The organism is Caballeronia sp. dw_276 (assembly GCF_018449635.1).
Taxonomy (GTDB): Bacteria; Pseudomonadota; Gammaproteobacteria; order Burkholderiales; family Burkholderiaceae; genus Caballeronia.
Window position 1 is genome coordinate 484,783 of the sequence record NZ_JAAVUV010000004.1, and the last position, 21,510, is coordinate 506,292.

Genomic DNA, 21,510 nt, shown 5'->3' on the forward strand with positions numbered 1-21,510 from the left:
CATGCTGACCCTTCAGTCCGACCTGCACGGCAATCATCTGTTGGGCGCGCTGCCTGCGCACGAATGGCAAGCGCTTACGCCGCATCTCGAGCTCGTTCAGCTCCGTACGGAACAGTTGCTCTGCGATTCGGGGCAACGCATTCAGCACGTGTATTTTCCGACGACGGCCATCATCTCCCTTCTCCACACAATGGAAGACGGCGGCTCGGTCGAAATCGCAGCCATCGGACGCGAAGGCATGACAGGCGTTCCGGTGCTGACCGGCGGCGACACCATGCCAACGCGCGTTCAGGTTCAATGCCCGGGGTTTGCATATCGCATGAGCGCGTCCGCTTTGCGCGAGCAGTTCGGCCGTTCTGATTTCCTGCGCCGCCTGATGCTGCTGTATATGCAGGCGCTTCTCACGCAAGTCGCGCAGACCGCGGCGTGCAACCGCCATCATTCGCTTTCCAAGCAGTTGTGCCGCTGGTTGCTGATCGAGATCGACCGTACGCCGACGGACAGGCTGCAAGTCACGCAACAAATGATCGCCGACATGCTGGGCGTGCGCCGCGAAGGCGTGACCGAAGCGGCAGGAAAGCTTCACGACGAAGGCCTGATCCATCACAGCCGTGGTTGCATCAAGGTGCTTGATCGTGCCGGCCTCGAAGCGCGTGCGTGCGAATGCTATGGCATCGTCAAGCGCGAGTTCGACCGGATGCTGCCCCGCATTCGTCAAACTGAAGAAGTCAGCTAAGCGACGGGCATGCGTCGTGCTGCCTCTGCCGGACTTGACCGGATGCGGAGTGCAGGGTGACAAGGCGGATCGTTTATGTTCTTTTGTTGCTTATGCTGTTCACCGCAATGGCGTTCGCTTGTCTGGCGTACATGGGGCGCGTCGCCATACCTGATCGATATAACCCGTTCACGCCGCTCGACGTTCTTGCGCCGCCAGGACCGCTCACTGCGTTGAAGATGTGGCGGACAACCCATGATGCAACGCTTTGCGCGGCGGCCCTTGAAGGATCGGGCCTCGTGTATCGGCCGATTGCGGAAACGTCGGGGCCGGGCGGGTGCATGTTGAAGGGTGTGGTGCGCATTACGCAATCGGAGAGTCTGCGTTTTAGCTCGCCGTTCATGGCCACTTGTCCGCTTGCTATCGGAATGGCCTTCTTCGAGCATCAGTATTTACAGCCTGCCGCTGCCGAGCTCTACGGCGAGCGAGTGTCGCGCGTGGAACATGTCGGCAGCTATGCGTGCCGCAACGTCAATCATCAGCAGGACACGGCACTCAGCCAGCATGCGAGCGCGAATGCCGTCGACCTCACGGGTTTCGTGCTGGCCGATGGAAAGCGCATCACGCTGGATGCCTGGAATGACGCCTCACGAGACGGAGCTTTCCTGCGCCGCGTGCATGAGGGCGCTTGCCGCGCGTTCCGGACCACCCTCGGTCCTGACTACAACGCGTTGCACAAGACGCATTTCCACGTGGACATGGGCTCGTACAGCATCTGTCGTTGAACCTGCGCTACGCAGATTCGCCGTAATCTCAACGATGCATGGCGTCGAGCTCAGGCAACAGCATCACGCTTTCCTGATCGTTCGGGTCGGTGCGTGCGATCACTGTGACGCACGGTTCGGTGCTGCTCGGGTTGACTCGTCAGGTGCAGAATCGATAAAGACACGCGGCTGTGCGTAAGGATGAACACGCGAATGTCGTAGGGAATGCTACGCAAGAGCTGCATTGGGCCATAGACCAGGAACACAGCGGCCATTTCGTATCGCGTGGACAGTTGCACGAGCGGGAGAGTCGCTAAGAGCAGAAGCATCGCGAGATTAAGCGAAAGCATGCTGGCGTTTTCGCCCTGCTTGCGAAGCTGCTGCGCATGTTTCGAGAAAAAACGCAGCGAGTCCTGTGTGAACACCAGATGTGGCGGCATGTTCCGTTTTCCTTGAGCGATTGACCCGTGGACGCTGGGTCTCGTACAGGCAAACACCGGACGTGGCCGTTCTATTCCAATTAAATCAAGCTGTGGGCCTCCGCTAATGCTCAGACGAAAGCCATATGAAAGCCGACCCTATACTCATAGATGATCGTATGTGGCCGCCTTTCTGAATATGATGGAGTCATACGGTGGTTCGCAAGATGTGGCGACTGCTAAAGCCGATGAACCGGCCAGAGGACCCACTGTCTTGCCAAGCGACCTGATTGTTTCCATTATCGATGACGACGAATCCGTAAGGACCGCAACCTCCAGCCTGGTGCGCTCGCTTGGATGGGAAGCGCGGCTCTACGCGTCGGCGGAGTCATTCCTCGGCTCGGGCGTTGTCGCCGACACACGCTGCATCATCTCCGACGTACAGATGCCCGGCATGAGCGGACTCGAGCTGCAAATGAGACTGGCTGAAAAGGGCTACACCATGCCGTTTATCTTCATCTCCGCGTTTCGCTCGGACGCCGCAAGCCGGCAAGCGCTGGCCGCCGGCGCCATGTGTTTCCTGAGCAAGCCGGTGGATGGCGCCGTGGTCGCGCAATGCCTGGACAAGCTTCGCGGCAACGGTGCAAGCGCCCAACACAGCACCTGCTAACGGAAAGCCAATCAAGCATGAATGTCCGCGTCCCCGTCATTGGCCTGAAACGTCCCGACGCACGGCTGTTATGGGGACTCGCGGCGCTGGTCGCACTGAGCGTGTTCGTGATCGACGCATTCACGCCGCTCGATATCGCCATTGCCGTGCTCTACGTGGTGGTGGTGATGCTGGTCGCGGTCACCGGCAACCGAACGGCAACGTTGCTCGTTGCATGGTGTTCCGTGCTGCTGACGCTCGGCGCATTCCTGTCTTCTCACGATACCAATTTCACCGACCCGTCCATCGCGCGCTGTGCGGTCAGCCTGCTGGCGATTGCAATTGTTTCGGTGCTGGCGCTGCGCAACCTGGCGAGCACCGCGCGGCTGGTCGAGCAGGTGCAATTGCTCGACATGACGCACGACGCAATCGTCGTGTATGACATGAACGATGTCATCAGTTTCTGGAACCACGGCGCAGAAGAACTGTACGGATGGACATCGGCGCAAGCCGTGGGCAAGCGCGTGCACGACCTGACGCATACGCAAATGGCCGTACCGCTCGCGGATATTCGCCAGCAACTGCTGAACACCGGGCAGTGGGACGGCGAAGTCGAACGAACGCGCAAGGACGGTACCCACGTAGTGGTATCGAGCCGCTTGCGCTTGTGGCGGGATCGTCTCGGGCGGCCGCGCGCCGTGCTCGCGACGAACAACGACATCACCGCGCAAAAGCGCATGGAAGCCGAGCTGCAGCGCAAGCAGGACGAACTGCGCGCGGCCATCGATGCAATTCCCGGCATGGTCTGGACGTCCTCGAACGACGGCAAGCTTGAATTCGTGAACCGCCGATGGCAGGAGGTCGGCGTCTTCGCGGCTGACATCGGCGGCAGCACAACGGATGCCTCCACGGGCCGCGATATTTGGTCCGAGATCATCCATGCGAACGACCTGCAAGGTATGGATCGCGCATGGAGCGACGCGATCGCATTGGGCAGATCGTTCGAATATTCGGCGCGCGTGCGCCGCAACAACGGCGAATACAGATGGATGCACATTGGCGCGGAACCCATGCGCGACGCGCAGGACAACGTGCTGCGCTGGTATGGCGTCAACACCGACATCGAAGAGCGCAAGCGCGCCGAGGAGGCGCTTGAACGCAGCGAGGCGCTGTTGTCCGAGGCGCAGCGCTTGAGCAAGACGGGCAGCATCGCCATGCGGATGGATCGCGGGGAAATGAGCTGGTCGGAAGAGGCGTACCGGATCTACGATTACCCGCTGGACTGCACGCCATCCGTGGAATTGATCGAAGCGCGCACGCTGCCGGAAGACCTGCCAATCGTGCAGAAGGTCTCGCGGCGCGCGTTGGCCGGTGAACCGAATATCGATGCCGAGCACAGACTTTGCATGCCGGACGGCAGCATCAAGCATGTTCATTTCGTCGCGCATGCGCTCGCGTGCAAAGCTGGATTGTCCGATGAACGGCAGGAGTACGTGGGCGCGCTGATCGACATCACGGAGACAAAGCGCACGCATGAAGCGCTGGCGCGCTCCATGTCCGAACTCGCGCATGTGTCGCGCGTGACGACGCTGGGGGAGCTTGCGTCATCGATCGCGCATGAGGTGACGCAACCCATCGCCGCCATCGTCACGTGCGGGGACGCCGCGCTGCGTTGGCTGAACCGGCCGCAGCCGGATCTCGGCGAGGCGGCGCAATCGATCACCCAGATGATCCGCGATGCAAAACGTGCGGGCGACGTAGTCCGCCAGACTCGGGAAATGGCGAAAAAGCGCGGCCCGAGCCAGAGCGTGCTCGATCTCAACGCGCTGGTGGAGGAATCCATAGAACTCGTGCGCCGCGAGCTTCAAAACCACCGCGCAACGCTGGTGACGCGTTTCGATCCGGCATTACTGCAGATTTGCGCGGACCGGGTGCAGATCCAGCAGGTGCTGATCAACCTGATGATGAACGGCGCTCAGGCAATGTCGAGCCTGAACAGCGGTCCGCGGCAGCTGACAATCACCACGCGCCTTCTCGCCGATAACAACGTGATGACAACCGTAAAGGATCAGGGAACAGGAATAGCCGATGCAGACTCTGCGCATTTGTTCAACCCGTTCTTCACCACCAAAGCCGATGGAATGGGCATGGGATTATCGATCTGCCGCTCGATAATCGAAAACCATGGCGGCCGGATTTCGGCGCATTCGCCCGATGAGGGCGGCGCGGAATTGCGCTTCGTGTTGCCGCTTTTCAGACCGGCCGAGCAGACCGCCTGACGCCACGCTATTTCGTTTTGTGATCGACGTCCGGGCGGATACCTAGCGCTTCGGCCTTGCGCACCAGATCGGCAACCGATCGCGAGCCCATTTTTTTCGTCAATTGCCCACGATGAATCTTGACGGTGATTTCGCTCAGGTTCATTTCAGCGGCGATCTGCTTGTTCATCAGCCCGGCGACGACATGACCCATGACCTCCTTCTCGCGCGGTGTCAGGGACGCGTAGCTGCGCGTCACGTCAGCTTTCGACTGCTCATGCGCAAGCCGTTCGTTATCGCGTGCGAGCGCGCTCGTGACGGCGTCGAGCATGTCCTGATCGCGGAACGGTTTCGTCAGGAAATCCACTGCGCCCGCTTTCATCGCCCGCACCGACATTTCGATGTCGCCATGACCCGTCATGAATAAAACCGGAATGCGCAGGCCGCCACGCGCCATGTCCTCCTGAAGCGCCAGACCGCTTTCCTGACGCAGACGCACATCGAGAATAAGGCAGCTGGGGACATTGGATTTCGGGCAGTCGAGAAATTCCTGAGCCGATGCAAACGCCTCGACCTGCAGCCCGACCGAGCGCAGCAGATTGCTCACGGCGAAGCGCATGGAATCGTCGTCGTCGACGACATACACCACGGATGCGTTCGGTTTTGCATCAGCCGTGCCCGTGCCCGTGAGCGTGCGCGGATCATGTACCAAGATCACCTCCCCGACAGCGGCGAAGCGCCGCAAAAAGTCCCGCCGTCATTTTAGTACCGGACGACAGTCCAGGCGGGAATTTCGTCTCTCAACGAAATCGCTAACTCATACGAAGGTGTTAGAGGGACACCGCTTCATGTGATCGATGCATCCGTTGGTAGGGCTGGTGGCGCGACAAGGCTTGCCTTAAATTGAAGTCACTCGCTTGAACGCAGCCCACTTCTGATCTTCGGCGCCGTTCAGCTTATCGACCGAGGTCACGATCATGCAGAACACCGGATATGCGGCGAATGACGGAATTGCCATCGACGTACGGGACCAGCTCATGGACCATGTTCCCAGGTTGCGCCGGTACTCGCGCGCGCTGATCAGAAACCACGATCTTGCCGACGACCTCGTACAGGACACATTACAACGCGCGCTGCAGCGTCTTGAACAATTCGAGCGCGATACCGACTTGCGGGCATGGCTCTTCACGATCATGCACAACCTGTTCGCGAATCAACGGCGTCATGCATCCATGCACGCGGTCCACGTGAGCGTGGATGACGATGGCGTGCCGGAGACCGAGTTCGCGGTGGCCGCGAATCAGACTCATCGGCTGGAGGTGCGTGACCTTGATGCAGCGTTACAGATGCTTCCCGTCGAGCAGCGTCAGGTCGTGCTGTTGGTCGGGCTTGAAGAAATGAGCTACACGGATGCGGCTTTCGCTTTGAACATTCCCGTTGGAACGGTGATGTCGCGTCTGTCGCGAGGCCGTGAACGGCTGCGCGAACTGATGATGGGCAGGGGCGTTGGCCGTAACGCTTCGAAGGCCCGAATGGCAGCCGGGTAATAGGATGATTAGAAACCATTTTTTCGTAATGTGCCAAACGGAAATTGATAAGCAGTATTTAAGAGTTGCGAAGTATTTTTCCCTTTCTTTATTTTCAAGGAGTCTTAAAATGAAACTGTTGCCTTTCGTTGGTTCGGTGTTGTCGATATCCGCCTGCTTGTTCATATCGGCAAGTGCGTTCGCGCAAGATGCGAAGCCCAAGGATGTTCCCGTCAAGAACATTGTTCTTGTTCATGGCGCCTGGGTGGACGGCTCCGGCTGGAAGCCGGTCTACGACATTCTCACAAAGGACGGGTATCACGTGAGCATGGTGCAGGAACCGTTGAGCTCGCTCGACGACGATGTCGCCGCCGCCAAGCGCGTGCTTGATTTGCAGAACGGTCCGACCATTCTCGTGGCTCACAGCTATGGCGGCTCGATCATCACGGAAGCGGGCGAGCATCCGAATGTGGTGGGGCTGGTTTACGTCGCGGCGCACGCGCCTGCAGTCGGCGAGGACGAAAGCGATCTGGGCAAGGTCATGCCGAGTTTTACATCGAAGCAGGCGGGAGCGATCAAGAAGACGGACGACGGCTATACGTACCTGAACCCGGCGGACTTTCCCAAGGACTTTGCGGCCGACTTGCCGCTCGAGCAAGCCGAGTTCGAATCTCATTCGCAGATCCTGACGGCCGCCAAGGTATTTTCCCAGCCGATGAAAGTCGCCGCGTGGACCACGAAACCGAGTTGGGGCATTGTCGCCGGCGCCGACAAGATCATCAATCCGGATCTCGAGCGCTGGTACTACGCGCGTGCGCACAGCCACACGACTGTGATACCCGGCGCAAGCCACTCGGTCTATGAATCACGTCCAAAGCAGGTTGCAGCTGTCATTGAAGATGCAGCCAGACATGCTCAACAATAAGGTACGAACGTAGGGATTTTGCCGGCCGTCCTGCGCGGATTCGATTTTCACTGTAACGTCGCATCTTTGGGCGAGCGATTGAAGCAGGTAGCCAACGCTCGCGCTGTCAATACTTCGAGATATCAACCCCGGGCCACGCAAGTGCCCCGGGATTTTCCATTGAGCAACCGGTCACCCATGAATCAACGTTTTTTGCAGCTTGCCATCGTGCTGGGCCTCATCACCGCCGTCGGCCCGTTTGCCATCGACATGTATCTTCCCGCGCTTCCGTCCATAGGCGGCGCGCTGCATGCGACTCCTGCCGAAGTGCAGTTGAGCCTGATGATGTTCTTCGTCACGCTCGGGGTCTGCCAGCTGGTCTATGGACCGCTCGCCGATATGTTCGGGCGCAAGTTGCCAATTTACGTTGGCCTCGCGATCTTCACGGCAGGCAGCGTGGGCTGTGCGTTCGCGCCGGATGTGCACGTGCTGATCGGCTTTCGTGTGTTGCAGGCGCTGGGCGCATGCGCGGGCATGGTCGTGCCGAGGGCGATCGTGCGCGATCTGTACACGGGACACGACGCCACGCGCCTGATGTCGCTGCTGATGCTGGTCGTGAGCGTATCGCCGATACTCGCGCCGTTGACCGGCAGTATCATCATCGCGGCGTTTGGATGGCGCGGTGTGTTCTGGGCGCTGACAGTTGCAGGCGGGATTGCGTTCGTGCTCGCCGCCACGCAACTGGAAGAAACGCGCGAGGCGCATCATCGTGCCGACAGTTCCTGGGCCAGCGCGTTCGCGGGTTATCGAAAGCTGCTCGTGGACCCTTCGTTCCTGGGGCTGACGCTGGTTGGCGCGTTCGGCTTGTCGTCGTTCTTCGTTTATCTGGCGAACGCGTCGTTCGTGATCATCGATCATTATGGTTTGACGCCGACCATGTTCAGCCTCTGCTTCGCGCTCAATGCGGCAGCGTTTTTCGGCGTCAGCCAGTTCACCGCACGCTTTACCGCAAAGTACGGCCTGCCGCGCGTGATTCGCGTCTCGGTCTCGGGCTTCGCACTTTCGATGGCGATTCTCGCCGTGTTGTTCCTGGCCGGCGCCGACAACCTGCCGCTGATGATGCTGTTCCTTTTTATTGGTTATGGATTCCTGGGGCTGGTCATGCCTACTTCAGCGGTGCTGTCGCTCGAGCACCATGGCGCAATTGCGGGCACGGCTTCTGCACTGATGGGCGCATTGCAGTTCGTGGTCGGCGCGGCGGTGATGGCGCTTTCCGGCCTGGTCACGAACGGCGCGCCAAAGCCGATGGTGGTTTGCATCGCGTTGTCGGCCATTACGGCCTTCGTGATTGCTCACTTGACGTTGCGCGCGGAACATTTCCGCTTGCCGGCAGCGGCGGAGTAAGGTTTTCCGCCACACTGGCACAATGCACGCGAGCTTTGCTTTGCCAGGAATCCCATGCCACTAGCTTCATTGTCGCCGAAGGCATCGCCGCCTTCGCGAGCGGTCGAACCGCTGTTCGCGCTCTTTCCCTTCCTGCGGCCTTACGCCGGGCGATGGGCGCTCTCGTTCCTCGCGCTGATCACCTCGGCGGGCGCCACGCTGGCGTTGCCGGTGGCGTTCAAATACCTGATCGACCGGGGCTTTGCCGGTGGTGACCGGGCGCATATCGATCGCTATTTTCTTGCGTTGTTTGCAGTTTCGCTGGTTCTGGCAGGCGCCACGGCGGCGCGCTTTTATCTTGTGTCGTGGCTGGGAGAGCGGGTCACAGCCGACCTGCGGCGCGCGGTGTACGACCATATGCTCGACATGAGTCCGCAGTTCTTCGAGACCACGCAGAGCGGGGAAGTCTTGTCGCGGCTCACGGCCGACACCACGCTGATCCAGACGGTCGTCGGAACCAGCCTTTCGATGGGATTGCGCAATTTCTTCTTGCTGACGGGCGGCGTGGCGATGCTCGCGGTGACGAGTCCCGTGCTTTCGGGTTACATCATCGGCACGCTGGTTGTCGTGATCGCGCCGATCCTGATTTTTGGCCGGCGTGTGCGGCGGCTTTCGCGCGCAAGCCAGGACAAGATTGCCAATGCGAGCGCGCTGGCGGGTGAGGTCCTCAACGCCATGCCGACCGTGCAGTCGTACGCGCAAGAGCCGTTCGAGGCGCGGCGGTTCGGCGGCGCCGTGGAACTTGCTTTCGAAACAGCGCTTACGCGGATCCGCGCGCGTGCGTGGTTGACGGCGGTGGTGATCGTGCTGGTGTTCACCGCGATCGTGTTCGTTCTGTGGCTCGGCGCGCAGGCGGTGCTGGCCGGGCGAATGACTGCCGGCCAGTTGTCCCAGTTCATCCTTTATGCGGTGTTCACCGCGGGCGCCGTGGGCGCGCTCGCGGAAGTGTGGGGCGATCTGCAACGTGCCGCCGGCGCCACTGAGCGGCTGTTGCAACTGCTTTCGTCGCGTTCGCCGGTGGTGGAGGCCGCGACGACCATTACAATGCCGGCGCAAGGCGAGGGCATCCGGTTCGATAACGTGAGTTTCTCGTACCCGTCCCGTCCCGGCATCGCCGCGCTTTCGGGTATCTCGCTCAATGTGCGTTCGGGCGAACACGTTGCGCTGGTCGGACCTTCGGGCGCGGGCAAGACGACCTTGTTCCAGTTGCTGCTGCGCTTCTACGATCCACAGACCGGCGGCATCCTGATCAATGGTGTTTCGACGCGTGACGTGCCGCTCTCCGACTTGCGCAAGGAGATCGGCGTCGTGCTGCAGGAATCGGTGATCTTTTCGGGCAGCGTACTCGATAACATCCGCTATGGCGCGCCCGACGCCACCCTCGAACAAGTACAGCGCGCGGCCGGGATGGCTGCGGCGGCGGGGTTTATCGAAGCCTTGCCGCAAGGCTACGAGACCTTTCTCGGCGAGCGCGGCGTGCGCTTGTCGGGCGGACAGCGGCAGCGCATTGCGATCGCCCGGGCGATCCTGAAGAATCCGCCCATCCTGCTACTCGACGAAGCCACCAGTGCGCTCGATGCAGCAAGCGAACGGCTCGTGCAACAGGCGCTGGACAACGCCGCACAGAACCGTACGACACTAGTCATTGCGCATCGGCTCGCGACGGTGCAGCAGGCGGACCGCATTGTTGTGATGGAGCAAGGGTGCATTGTCGCGCAAGGCCGGCACGCCGATCTGCTTCTGAGCTCGCCGCTTTATGCGCAGCTCGCTGCGTTGCAGTTTGGAAGCGTCGAGCTTCCGCTGCATCAATAATCCAGGAATTGATAGGCGCAGGCCATCAGGTGCTTGGTTTGATGCGATCGGATGCGGGCGCGGCGGCGCTCGTGGCGGCGGGTGCAGAAGTGCATCGCGGAACGCGGTATTACGCGGTCGCGGAAGAAGGCGTGCCGTTCAGGGATATCGCCGGCGCGATCGGCCGGCGTCTTGAGCTGCCGGTGCTCAGCAAGACGTCCGAGGAAGCCGCGGACCATTTCACCTGGTTCACCGTGTTCGCCGGCATGGATGCGCCAGCATCGAGCGAGCAAACGCGCAAGTTGTTGGGTTGGGAGCCGACGCAACCGGGACTTATCGACGATATCGACAAGCCGGGTTATTTCAAGGTGTGATCCACAAACGCGCTTACTGCGTACCGGGACGTTTCGGCGCTGGCAGGGAGGGATCGAGCCGGGCCGAATCCCTGATCAGACTGTCCGTCATTGCTGCTGCAACGGGGTTTGACCGGTGCGACGGATCTGCGCGCACGACAGGACCAGGCGCAATCACTACCGGGCTCGGCGGCGGCAATGCCGGATCGAGCTGCGCCGATTCCCTGACCAGCTGATCCGTCATTGCGGACGTAGCCGGTTTCGGATTGCGGCTGCGCCCAAAGTCGCGGCTTGCATCAGCGCGCACGACTGGCGCCGGACGTTTCTCCGAATCCGGAGCGCTTTGCGTAATCGCCGCGGTTTGTGCCGGCGCGGGTTCGGGATTCGGCCTTGCGGCCGGTTGCGGCGTTTGCACAGTGTTTTCGACTGGCGGCGGAGCTGGCTCCGCAGAGACGACATTGCCGACTGTGGATTGCTTCGGAGAAACGGCGATGTCATTGACGCTACTGGCTGCCGTAACTGCGCCCGCAATGCTTCCAGCTGTCACATGCGTGTCGCTGAGCACGGGGTCCGACTCTTCTTCCTGCGATGAGCCTTCCTGCGTTGCGTGCGTTTCCGTCGTCTCGTCGCCCTTGTGGAACACGAGATAAGCGCCCACGGCGAGCTCGGCGAGCAGCACCGTGATGATCAATGTCTTGCGTGTATTCCTCATATGAAGCAACGGTTCGTTTAAGCGACGCAATTCGACCATGATAACCGCCTGCTTGTAAGAGACGCCAAAAAGGCCGGCCACATCTCGAATGTGCCCGGCCGGGACAAACCGGCTGATTCGCTCAGGTGTCCGGGTGAGATCCCGCGAAGTTTGCATACGCGGCATACGGAGTGAGCTGGATGGTGTTCATCACCAGGCCGAATGTATCGTTGCCGCTGTCGAGCACGTAATACATGGCAGACGCGATGTTGTGCGTCTTTCTGGCGTTATAGAAGTTGCCCAGTTGAGTCGTGATGTAATTGGCGCGATAAGCCGCCGTTTGCTCAGGACCCGTGTTCCACTCGGTGATCATGAAAGGCACGTTATAACGCGCCTTGCAGTATGTGGGCAGATCGAAGCCGGGACCTGCTCCATCGGAGCCGATATTGAAGATGTCGCCATACACTTCGTAGTTGTGCCATGTCGTGATATCCCAGCGTACCAGCGGATAGCCACGGCTTCCATCGGGCTGCGTGCCTTCCCACAACGCATCTGCTGCGGCGTAGTCAGCCACGCAGAAGTTGATGCCGCACTTGGCGTTCGACTGAACGGATTTCACGCCATCGATCATGCCGCGCATCACACCTCGCATGGCCGGCCAGTTTGCATTGTTGAAGTCGGACGCTTTGGTGCCCGCTTGCGTGAAGTCCAGAATGGTGGAGTTCTGCCGCGTCAGTTCATTGCCGCACTCGTACATGGTCACACCGTACTGTTTCAGCGCGCCCGCCACGGTGGAGGCGATCCAATGACCCTGGCTATACGCGGCGTCTTCACTGCCGAAGACGTTGCCGTACGCGTCGGTCATGCCCTGGTTGATCAGCACGAACAATGTCATGCCCGCCGCCTGGAATGCCGCCGCCAGCTTGGTCACTGCTGCAAGCTGCTTGGGATCGTCGCTGCAGCCCACGCGGAAGGTCGTGCAACCCAGTCCCTTGAGGATGGAGATGATCTGAGCCGGGGTATAGGGGTCGTCCCAGTGCCCGTTCATGCCGTAGAAGTTGCCCGGCGTCGCCGCGCTCGCATGGCGCGGGTCGCTTGCCTGCAACCATCCGGCGGCATCGGTCCAGACGTAGCACTGGCCCGACGTGTTCGTGTGCCACATCATGCCGCCGTACCACATGAGCAAGGCAACGTTGTAGTTGTTGCCCACAACCGTGCCGTCTCTGTAGATGACGCCACCGGACACGGTCCAGACCCTGCCTTGCTTGTCGATAAGCGATGAAGCCGGCGGGATCATTGTCGCGTCGGGTGACGCATTGCTGACTGCTGCGGCGTTGACGACTGCTTTACCACTCGATGCACTGTTGACGGTTGCACCCGTTGCGTTGCTGCTGTCGCTCGATCCGCCGCATGCGGTCAAGATATAGCTACCGCTCAAAGCCGTGAGGCAACCTAGAAATTGACGTCTTTTTAACATGGCGAGTTGTGTCCAATGTCGAGAAAAGGCCCCGACAAAAAGAAGTTGGTAATTTCAGTTTGGAAACACGAAGCACTGTGAAAGCTGCGTACTGATATCTCTTGAATTGTTCGTAGACCTAAAAAATCTTAATGCTTGATAACTTCGTTCAGTCCTGGCGTGGTCATCCCCTTCGATTCGGTTTGGACTGCGAACCGAGTGTCATGGTCCTGCGTCGTGCCATCCTGCTAGCGAAACACCGTGCGCTGCGTGAGCGCTTACAGATACCGGTTGCCGCACTCGCAAAGGTTGCGGCAAACGTTTCACTCCGGATGCAAAAATCGCGATCTGACCCGGCAAACTCTACCTTTTCCCTCTAAGGCAGGCGCAAATCCTACCCGGAATGTGCGGCGCGTCTCAAATGAATTAATATCTTTTTGCCGAAAAAGGGCAAATCTTCTAACGAGACACGGGATCATAAAATTATTTCCTCATGCGAATGCTTTATTAATCTGAAGAATGGAAAGAGGTTGTCCAATAATTTCCGGTCACTTTTGACCTGTATGAGTAATTAGTGCTCATTTATGTAACAATTTTTCGTCAATATTTACCTTGAAGTTATGGCGGTGCATGTATTCAGATAAAAGTGACCGAATACGCGATTGTCAGGCTGACTTCTAAGTCGAAGCGGCCAAATTCATTATTATTAGCAATCCGTTTTTTATAGCGTTAGGTGATCGAACAAGGCGGTGGAACGTGGCCCAGGAGCGTCTGTAGAAACAAACGCGTCTTATCCAGACTTGGTTGCCGATGACTTGGATTCCAGCTATTTCGGATGACAATTTCTCAAGAGAATTTCCGGGTTCCGAAAAGATTGGAATAAAAGGCATTCAATAAAATCAGGAAATCAACAGCGGATGAAACTCGGATAGCCATTTCAATTCGCTTATCAGTTGGTATTACGCCATCAGCTTTCAGCCCGATTCGCGCGTAGGTATCCACCAGCGCCGGCGCCGATTGCGCGCTCGACTCACCCGCTATGCGATCCGGCGTGGCTTCCGCATGTTCTGACGAGTGAAAAGGAGATTCGATAGCGCCTGATTATTACGGCGGTTAAATTTGTGACTTGGACCTTCGCGGCTATCGGGACTATTCTGAATTTTCGCTTGAACGGACCTCCGACTGCAATGCACGCGATTTGCATCCATGTCCGCCTCAGGCGATCTGTAAGGAGATTGAAAACATGGTCGCAAAAACGCTGGTTCAGGCTCTTATCGCAGTTGTCGCAATGGTCGTGTACTTCACGCCATCAATCGTCGCGGACAGGCGAGGGCGGCGCAACGTGCTGCTGCTTGCGCTGATGAACGCACTGCTCGGATGGACGATCGTTGGATGGCTGAGCGCGCTTTACTGGGCGCTGCATCGCGATAGCCCTAAGAAAGTCGACCGCATCATGCGGATGCAAATGCGCAACAAGGCACATGCAACGGCTGATGCGATCGTAGCGCGTGCACTTGCACGCAACGTCCCCCCAGCGAAGGCGATACGCATCATGCGCGATCCTTACTGAGAGACAGTGCGCCAGGCATCTAGCCTGCAAGAGCGAGCGCGCGTGAGCGCCGCCGCGCCAGCCAGCGCACCATGAGCAACCCGACGATCATCACGGTGAGCGACAACATGGTGGTCATGGTGCCGAGCGCGTAGATCACCGGTGTGGTTACGGAAGTCGTGAGGCCCTGCAATTCCAGCGGCAAGGTGTTCTGGTCGCCGATTGCCTGCGACGTGCGAGCAATCTCGTCCCACGACAACGTGAAGCCGAACATCCCGACTCCGATCACCGAAGGTCCTATGATCGGCAACACGACGTGTCTGAAGCTTTGCCACGGGGAAGCGCCAAGATCGCGCGCTGCCTCTTCGTACGCCGGATTGAATCGATTGAAGACGGCGAACATGACGAGCAGGCCGAAGGGCAACGTCCACGTCAGGTGCGCGCCGAGCGCGGACGTGTAGAGGCCCATCGACGTGGTGTAGTTATCGACGAAAGACTCGTGACCTGAAAGGGTGGCGAGGTACTTGACGCCATTATCGAGAAGCCGGAACGTGAGACCGATGCCGAGCGACACGATGATCGACGGCATGATCAAACTTGCGACCGATATATAAAACACCGAGGTGTCACCGCGAAAGCGCTTGCGAAACGCAAGTCCGGCACTCACCGAGAACAACACTGTCAGGACCGTAACCACCGCCGCAAGCCGCACTGAACGCGCGAACGCCGCCCATATGTCGATGTCGCCAACACCCTGCCGCAATACCTCGAACCAATGCAGCGATACGCCGCGCATCGGGAACGTGAGGCCGCCTTCCGGCCCCTGGAACGACAAGATGAAGATTGTGATGACCGGGCCGTAGAGGAACAGCACGAAAAGCGCGAACACGAGTGCAAGCCAGTAGAAACTCGCGGGCCTGCGTTCTCGATGTTTGAGACCGGGTTTGAAGCCGCTGCCAGCCATGTCAGAGCTCCTTGCGGATATCGACTACACGGGTCAGCGCCCAGACAATCATGAGCACCACCACCAGCAGGATGATCGCGTTGGCCGCGGCAGCAGGAAACTGCAGATAGCCTGTCTGCACCTGGATGATCTTCCCCACCGAGGCAATCTGCTGCCCGCCCATGACGCCGACCGTCAGGAAGTCGCCCATCACGATCGTGATCACGAAGATCGAGCCAATGACGATTCCCGTCTTCGACAGGGGCAGCACCACTTCGCGGACGACCTGCCAACCGCTTGCACCCGCATCGCGGGCGGCTTCGAGCAACGACCGGTCGATGCGCATCATTGCGTTGAATATGGGGACGATCATGAAGAACGTGTAGAGATGTACGAATGCGAGCACGACGGAAAAGTTCGAGTACAACAGCCATTCAAGCGGCCGGTCGATCATGTGCGCGCTGATCAATGCCTGATTCACCAGGCCGTTGCGGCCGAGCAGCGGCATCCATGAAATCATCCGGATCACGTTGGAGGTCCAGAACGGTATGGTGCAAACCAGGAACAGCACCGTCTGCATGCCCGACGAGCGCACGTGGAAGGCGAGGAAATAAGCAATCGTGAAGCCGATCAAAAGCGTGACCCCCCAGACGATCGCGCAGAACTTGATGGTGGACCAGTAGGTCTTGAAGGTCACGCAGACATCGGTAGTCGATGAACATCCATCGAAGATCGCCACATAGTTTTTCAGTGTAAAGGCGGGGATGATCTGGTACTCGTTGAAGTCCCAGAAGCTCACGATCAGCGTGATGATCAGCGGCACGATGAAGAACAACGCAAAGGTCAATGTCAGCGGCGTTGCCTGCAGCCATGCGGCGGCGCGCCGATGTTTGACCGGCGCGTCAAGTGTTTGAGCGGGAAGCTCGATCGATGCCATTGCGTGAATGTCCAGTGATTAAACGGATGCAGCCGGCTTCATGCAAGCCACGAAGCCGGCTCCTGCGAATTCAGGCCGCAATGAACTCGTTCCACTTCTGGACCATGTAGATGTTCTCGTCCATCACCGCATTCCAGCACGCGATCGCCCCCATGCGCTGGTTGTACGAGCCGCCGTCGCGTGTGGAGCCGGCCTTTTCGAGCAACTGGCCGTCGGGCGCCTTGATGTCCTGCGCGGCCGCCTTGCCTTCCATCCAGTAGTCCCATTCGTACGCTTGCATGTGCGACTTGGCGGTCTCCGTCACACCCGGGTAATAACCCTGGCGCATCAGGTAAGCGCCGGCCCAGCCGTCCTGGAACCAGTTGATGAACTCATACGCGGCGTCGAGCTTGCGCCCCTGCAATGAACGTGGCAGGCCGAAGCCCGATGCCCATGACCGATACCCTTCCTTCAACGGCTGGAACTTGCAGGCAACGCCCATCGTGCGGACCTTCGTGACGGCCGGCGACCACATCGACTGGATCACGACTTCGCCCGACGCCATCAGGTTCACGCTTTCGTTGAAGTCCTTCCAGAATGCGCGGAACTGGCCAGCGCGCTTCGCTTCGATCAGGATCTTGATGGTCTGGTCGATCTCGGCTTTGGTCATGTTGCCTTTGTCGCCGTATTTCATATGACCCATTGCTTCGATTGCCATTGCCGAATCCATGATGCCGATGGCCGGAATGTTGAGCAACGCGGCCTTGCCCTTGAACTCGGGATTGAGCAACTCGGACCAGCTCGTGATCGGACGCTTGATGAGGTCGGGGCGGATGCCGAGCGTATCGGCGTTGTAGGTGGTCGGGATCAGCGTCATCCATTCGGTGGGTGTCGCGGAGAATTGCGTCGAGCGCGCGCCCGTCAGGAACATCACCTTCTTCGGTGCGGTGCCCTGGTCGCCGATCTTCTTGCCATCGACTTCGCCGCGCGTGAGCACGGGCGTGATCTTGTCGGCGAGCTTGATCTTCTTTGCGTCCATGCCGGCGAGTGTGCCGGCGGGAATGAGCTTCTTCAGCGAGAAGTATTCGGTATCAACGATATCGAAGGAATTCGGTTGCGTGATGATGCGCTTGGCGACGTCATCGGTCGTGACCGGGATGTACTGGATCTGAATGCCCGTGTCTTCCTGAAACTTCTTCGCGATATCCGAGCTCTGGTTGACCGCCGTGCCGAGATATCGCAACGTGATCTTTTCCTGCGCGTGGACATAAGGGAACCCCGCAATACCCGCTGCGGCAACTGCGCCCTTGAGCAACGCGCGACGTGACAGGCCCTGGCCTGATCCAAGGCCGGATTCGGCGGGCTCGGTCGCGGTGATATCCGACGGATGTTCTTTTCGCTCGGTCATTGCAATCTCCCTTGGTGACGTTGTCGTTCAATGTTCTCGTTCAGTGCAACGCAAAGCGGTCTTTCATGCCGCAAATGCATGGGCGTCCTGCTCGTTCCACCAGACCACGACACGCGCGTCGGGGCCGAGGCGCTTGGGGTCGTATTCGTTATCGGGTAGCAGCGAGATGAGTTCGGGCGAACCGTCGAGCGGCGCCAGCGTCATGCGCAAATGCGTGCCCTGATATTCGGTCTCTCGGACCGTGCAAGGAATGCCGCCGATACGGCTAAGGCCGCCATCGCCGCCCGGTGTCTGTACCGGCGTGACGCCGTGAGGCGCGATGCGTAAGTGGTCGGCACGCACGGTGAACGCATGCCCGTTTGCGCTCAGCACGTTGTGGCCGCCCAGGAAACGCGCGACGAATTCGGTGCGCGGCCGATTGAAGACTTCGTGTGGCGAGCCGCTTTGTTCAATGCGTCCATGACTCATCACCACGACCATGTCAGCGAGCGCCATCGCTTCTTCCTGCGAATGCGTGACGTGCACGAACGTGATGCCGAGTTCTTTTTGCCAGCGCTTGAGTTCGGCGCGCATCTGGATGCGCAGGAACGGGTCGAGCGCAGACAAGGGTTCATCGAGCAAGAGGCAACGTGGTTCGTTCAGCAACGCGCGCGCGAGGGCGACGCGCTGTTGCTGGCCGCCTGACAATTGCGATGGCTTGCGTTCGGCGAAAGCGCTCATCGCAACCAGTTCGAGCAGTTCACCCGCACGCTTGCGGCGCGCGTCTTTCGCAACGCCGCGCATCTTCAGGCTGAACGCGACGTTATCGAGCGCGGACAAATGTGGAAAGAGGGCGTAGCTCTGGAAGACCATTGCGGTGCCGCGTGTGGCGGGTTGCGCGCGCGTGACGTTGCGCTGGCCAATGAGGATGTCGCCATCGGTGATCGATTCGTGGCCCGCGATCATTCTCAATGTCGATGTCTTGCCGCAGCCCGACGGCCCGAGCAGGCAGCAGTACTGTCCGCCGGGAATCCGCAAGTCGATGGAATCGACTGCGAGCGAGTCACCATATTGCTTCGACACATGCACGAGTTCAATGTCCGCGGCTTCTGTCTTGAGTACGGCTGAAGTGGACTGACTCATATGGACGGACTCATGCGATGCGTTCCTGTTCGGGGCGTGACGGTTGACGAACGTCGGCTGACGCATCGTCAAATGCAAGACACATGCCACTTTGTTCGCATCGCATTGAGTTCTGTGCAAACCATCGCCGCTATTGAACGTCTACGATATGGCGTGTAAATTGCACACGATTCGAAACTGATGCGTCGGCGATCGAACATCGAAAACCGCACGATCACGGTGCGCCGCAGGTCCGCTTCGGGGCGCAATCCACCAAAAAGGTTCACACGCAGCACACGTTGTTATCGGGGTTTTCGCACATGGACATCATCCGTCACGCTGGCGCACAAAGCGGATCAAAATTTGGTCCGCTGGTGACGCACGAGCGTTTCCCATATAGATCGATCGCCAATACCGATTCGTTCCGCTGGCCGGGAGATACCGGACTCGCCGTGTATCTCGGCTTCAACATCGAACACTTTGCGTTTGGGGAAGGTCTCGGCGCGGCGCTTGGTCCAGTGTCGCCGCAACCCGACGTGCTCAACTACAGCTGGCGCGAATACGGTAACCGTGTGGGCGCCTGGCGCTGCATGGAACTATTCGATCAGCTCGACATGCCTTCCGGCACGCTGATCAATACCGCCCTTTATGATCACTGCCCCGATGTCATGGATGCATGTCTTGCACGCGGCGACGAACTCATCGCGCATGGACATACGAACGCGTATCGCCAGAGCGATCTCGACGAAAACGCCGAACGTGCGCTGCTGGTTCATTGCCGCGAGCGCATTGCATTGCATTCGGGCACGCCGCCATCGGGATGGCTTTCACCATGGATATCGGAAACGCACCTGACGCCCGATCTGCTCGCGGAAACGGGCTACGGTTATACGCTCAACTGGTGTCACGATGACCGCCCGGTTCGCATGGCGACGCGCGCAGGTTCGCTCTGGTCGATTCCCTATCCGCAAGAACTCAACGACTTGCCTATGATCATCGGCCGTCAACTGGATGCGTGTGCTTTTGCCGACATGATCATCGATCAGTTCGACGAGATGCTCGAACAAGCCAACAACAGCCGCCACAAGCAGGCGCTCGTCATGGGTATCGCATTGCATCCGTACTTGGTTGGGCAGCCGTACCGGTTGCGCCATTTACGGCGCGCGCTCAAACATATTGTGGCCGCGCGGGCGAACGGCGATGTGTGGACGACCACGCCGGGCGCGATCGCGCGTCATATGGACGAGATGGAACGCGCGGGGCTGACCGGTTCATCGGACCTTCAGGCACAGACATGACACTGAAAGACAAGACGCCTGAACCAGACGCCACGCAAGATGTCGATGCACGCCTCTATCAAGCGATCTTCGATGGTGTCCTTAACCATCGCCTGACGCCCGGCACCAAGTTGCCGGAGCCGGAGCTATGCCAGTTGTTCGGCGTTGGCCGCGCAGTCGTACGGCGCGTGCTGGAGCGCCTCGCGTATGAAGGTATCGTTGCGCTCAGACCCAACAAGGGCGCGGTGATCGCGGAGCCGACGCCCGAAGAGACGCGTGAGATCTTCGAGGCACGGCGTTCGCTCGAACGCGTGCTCGTGGAGCTCGCGGTGCAACGCGCGAGCGCGCACGACATTGAGGCATTGCGCCGCCAGCTCGCCGATGAACACGAAGCCATGCATCGCTTCGATCAGCCATCGTGGGCGCGCCTTGCGAGCGACTTCCATTTGCGCATTGCAGGACTCGCGGGCAACTCCATCCTGCAGCGCTACTTGAGCGAACTGGTATCGCGATGCTCGTTGATTGTCGGCGTGTATGAACCGCCGGGAAACGCGCCGTGCGAACACGACGAACATGCGGCGATCGTCGATTGCATCGAAGCGCGCGATGCGCCTGGCGCCATTCGCCGCATGGAAGCGCATCTTCGTGAGCTTGAAGAGCGCATCGAAACATCGCGCATGCAAGGCGAGAAAAGCTTGGGGCAACTGCTCGGCATGGTTCAACCCTGAACACTCATAAACTGAACAGGCCATCATGGAAATCGACTTCGAAGCCATCACCGAATATCAGCGATACAAACTCATGGCGAGCTTGATCGTGCCGCGTCCCATAGCCCTTGTGACAACGCTGAGCGCGAGCGGCACGATCAACGCCGCGCCGTTTTCGATGTTCAACATGATGGGCGAGGAACCCCCCATTGTTATGATCAGCATCAACCGTCTTGACGATGGATCGCTCAAGGACACCGCCACGAACATTGCACGCAGCCGGGAGTTCGTGGTGCATCTCAGCGACGAGGCGATGGCGGAAAAGATGCATCGCTGCGGAGAGCGCCTGCCGCCGGATGTCAGCGAATTGGAGAAGGTCGGGCTCACGCCGGTTGCGAGTTCGCACGTCGCGCCGCCGAGAATTGCCGAGGCGCCGGTTGCGTTCGAATGTACGTTGTGGGAAACGCTGGAAACTACGAGCCGGCATATTTTCATCGGGCGGGTTCACAGATTGCACGTCCGCGATGAACTTATCGATACCGAAACCTGGCGCGTGCGGCTGCAGCATTATTTCCCGGTCGGGCGCTTCGGCGCGAGCGATTACGTGACCACGCGGGAACGCTTCACGTTGGGGTGAACG

20 protein-coding genes and 1 pseudogene are annotated in these 21,510 nt (G+C 59.3%); 13 read left to right on the plus strand and 8 right to left on the minus strand.

Features of this window, described 5'->3' with window-relative positions:
* Position 1: 1 nt before the first annotated feature.
* Both HB633_RS11040 and HB633_RS11045 read left to right on the plus strand, forming a co-directional pair.
* On the plus strand, positions 2-736 hold the full coding sequence (locus tag HB633_RS11040; protein WP_213778129.1) for a Crp/Fnr family transcriptional regulator: 735 nt from the start codon (positions 2-4) through the stop codon (positions 734-736).
* Positions 737-792: 56 nt separating this feature from the next.
* The gene (locus HB633_RS11045; protein ID WP_346730296.1) at positions 793-1,500 is read left to right on the plus strand and encodes an extensin family protein; all 708 of its coding nucleotides are present in this window, start codon (positions 793-795) and stop codon (positions 1,498-1,500) included.
* A gap of 50 nt (positions 1,501-1,550) precedes the next feature.
* On the opposite strand, the gene HB633_RS11050 is transcribed toward HB633_RS11045, so the two are convergent.
* On the minus strand, positions 1,551-1,919 hold the full coding sequence (locus HB633_RS11050; RefSeq protein WP_213778130.1) for a hypothetical protein: 369 nt from the start codon (positions 1,917-1,919) through the stop codon (positions 1,551-1,553).
* 253 nt (positions 1,920-2,172) lie between these two features.
* Here HB633_RS11050 and HB633_RS11055 point away from each other — a divergent pair, with 253 nt between their 5' ends.
* Positions 2,173-2,568: a response regulator gene (locus HB633_RS11055; protein ID WP_213778227.1), complete on the plus strand. Its 396-nt coding sequence runs from the start codon at positions 2,173-2,175 to the stop codon at positions 2,566-2,568.
* A 17-nt stretch (positions 2,569-2,585) separates the two neighbouring features.
* Positions 2,586-4,826 carry a PAS domain-containing sensor histidine kinase gene (locus HB633_RS11060; protein ID WP_213778131.1) on the plus strand — a complete coding sequence of 747 codons (2,241 nt, stop codon included), beginning with the start codon at positions 2,586-2,588 and terminating at the stop codon, positions 4,824-4,826.
* A 7-nt stretch (positions 4,827-4,833) separates the two neighbouring features.
* On the opposite strand, the gene HB633_RS11065 is transcribed toward HB633_RS11060, so the two are convergent.
* Complete coding sequence (locus tag HB633_RS11065; protein WP_213778228.1) at positions 4,834-5,520, minus strand: response regulator; 687 nt, start codon at positions 5,518-5,520, stop codon at positions 4,834-4,836.
* 301 nt (positions 5,521-5,821) lie between these two features.
* Here HB633_RS11065 and HB633_RS11070 point away from each other — a divergent pair, with 301 nt between their 5' ends.
* The 5 genes and pseudogenes from HB633_RS11070 to HB633_RS11090 all read left to right on the plus strand — a co-directional run.
* Positions 5,822-6,352, plus strand: coding sequence for a sigma-70 family RNA polymerase sigma factor (locus tag HB633_RS11070; protein ID WP_213778229.1), 531 nt, complete (start codon positions 5,822-5,824; stop codon positions 6,350-6,352).
* Between the two features lie 109 nt (positions 6,353-6,461).
* Positions 6,462-7,256, plus strand: coding sequence for an alpha/beta hydrolase (locus tag HB633_RS11075; protein WP_213778132.1), 795 nt, complete (start codon positions 6,462-6,464; stop codon positions 7,254-7,256).
* A gap of 177 nt (positions 7,257-7,433) precedes the next feature.
* The gene (locus HB633_RS11080) at positions 7,434-8,639 is read left to right on the plus strand and encodes a multidrug effflux MFS transporter (RefSeq protein WP_213778133.1); all 1,206 of its coding nucleotides are present in this window, start codon (positions 7,434-7,436) and stop codon (positions 8,637-8,639) included.
* 54 nt (positions 8,640-8,693) lie between these two features.
* Positions 8,694-10,490, plus strand: coding sequence for an ABC transporter transmembrane domain-containing protein (locus HB633_RS11085; protein ID WP_213778134.1), 1,797 nt, complete (start codon positions 8,694-8,696; stop codon positions 10,488-10,490).
* Positions 10,491-10,588: 98 nt separating this feature from the next.
* Positions 10,589-10,843: pseudogene (locus HB633_RS11090) on the plus strand (3-beta hydroxysteroid dehydrogenase); the annotation flags it as partial.
* A gap of 13 nt (positions 10,844-10,856) precedes the next feature.
* Here the strand turns inward: HB633_RS11090 and HB633_RS11095 are convergent.
* Together HB633_RS11095 and HB633_RS11100 are read right to left on the minus strand one after the other, a co-directional pair.
* Entirely contained in the window at positions 10,857-11,534 is a 678-nt protein-coding gene (locus HB633_RS11095) for a hypothetical protein (RefSeq protein WP_213778136.1), read from the minus strand.
* A gap of 121 nt (positions 11,535-11,655) precedes the next feature.
* Positions 11,656-12,990, minus strand: coding sequence for a cellulase family glycosylhydrolase (locus HB633_RS11100; RefSeq protein WP_213778137.1), 1,335 nt, complete (start codon positions 12,988-12,990; stop codon positions 11,656-11,658).
* 1,222 nt (positions 12,991-14,212) lie between these two features.
* Here HB633_RS11100 and HB633_RS11105 point away from each other — a divergent pair.
* Positions 14,213-14,539 (plus strand): superinfection immunity protein, encoded by a 327-nt coding sequence (locus HB633_RS11105; protein WP_213778138.1) that lies wholly within the window; start codon positions 14,213-14,215, stop codon positions 14,537-14,539.
* Positions 14,540-14,558: 19 nt separating this feature from the next.
* Here the strand turns inward: HB633_RS11105 and HB633_RS11110 are convergent, their stop codons facing one another.
* The 4 genes from HB633_RS11110 to HB633_RS11125 form a co-directional block, all read right to left on the minus strand.
* Positions 14,559-15,482, minus strand: a complete 924-nt coding sequence (locus HB633_RS11110; protein WP_213778139.1) for an ABC transporter permease — start codon at positions 15,480-15,482, stop codon at positions 14,559-14,561.
* 1 nt (position 15,483) lies between these two features.
* Positions 15,484-16,398: an ABC transporter permease gene (locus HB633_RS11115; protein WP_213778140.1), complete on the minus strand. Its 915-nt coding sequence runs from the start codon at positions 16,396-16,398 to the stop codon at positions 15,484-15,486.
* Positions 16,399-16,468: 70 nt separating this feature from the next.
* Entirely contained in the window at positions 16,469-17,785 is a 1,317-nt protein-coding gene (locus HB633_RS11120) for a PotD/PotF family extracellular solute-binding protein (protein ID WP_255580863.1), read from the minus strand.
* A gap of 63 nt (positions 17,786-17,848) precedes the next feature.
* Positions 17,849-18,907: an ABC transporter ATP-binding protein gene (locus tag HB633_RS11125; RefSeq protein WP_213778141.1), complete on the minus strand. Its 1,059-nt coding sequence runs from the start codon at positions 18,905-18,907 to the stop codon at positions 17,849-17,851.
* Between the two features lie 299 nt (positions 18,908-19,206).
* Here HB633_RS11125 and HB633_RS11130 point away from each other — a divergent pair, with 299 nt between their 5' ends.
* From HB633_RS11130 to HB633_RS11140, 3 genes are read left to right on the plus strand one after another with little or no spacing between them, the layout of a single operon-like run.
* Entirely contained in the window at positions 19,207-20,184 is a 978-nt protein-coding gene (locus tag HB633_RS11130; RefSeq protein ID WP_213778142.1) for a polysaccharide deacetylase family protein, read from the plus strand.
* Positions 20,181-20,891: a GntR family transcriptional regulator gene (locus HB633_RS11135; protein ID WP_213778143.1), complete on the plus strand. Its 711-nt coding sequence runs from the start codon at positions 20,181-20,183 to the stop codon at positions 20,889-20,891. Before HB633_RS11130 ends, HB633_RS11135 begins: the two co-directional genes overlap by 4 nt.
* Before the next feature lie 25 nt (positions 20,892-20,916).
* The gene (locus HB633_RS11140; protein ID WP_213778144.1) at positions 20,917-21,507 is read left to right on the plus strand and encodes a flavin reductase family protein; all 591 of its coding nucleotides are present in this window, start codon (positions 20,917-20,919) and stop codon (positions 21,505-21,507) included.
* The last annotated feature ends 3 nt before the right edge of the window (positions 21,508-21,510 follow it).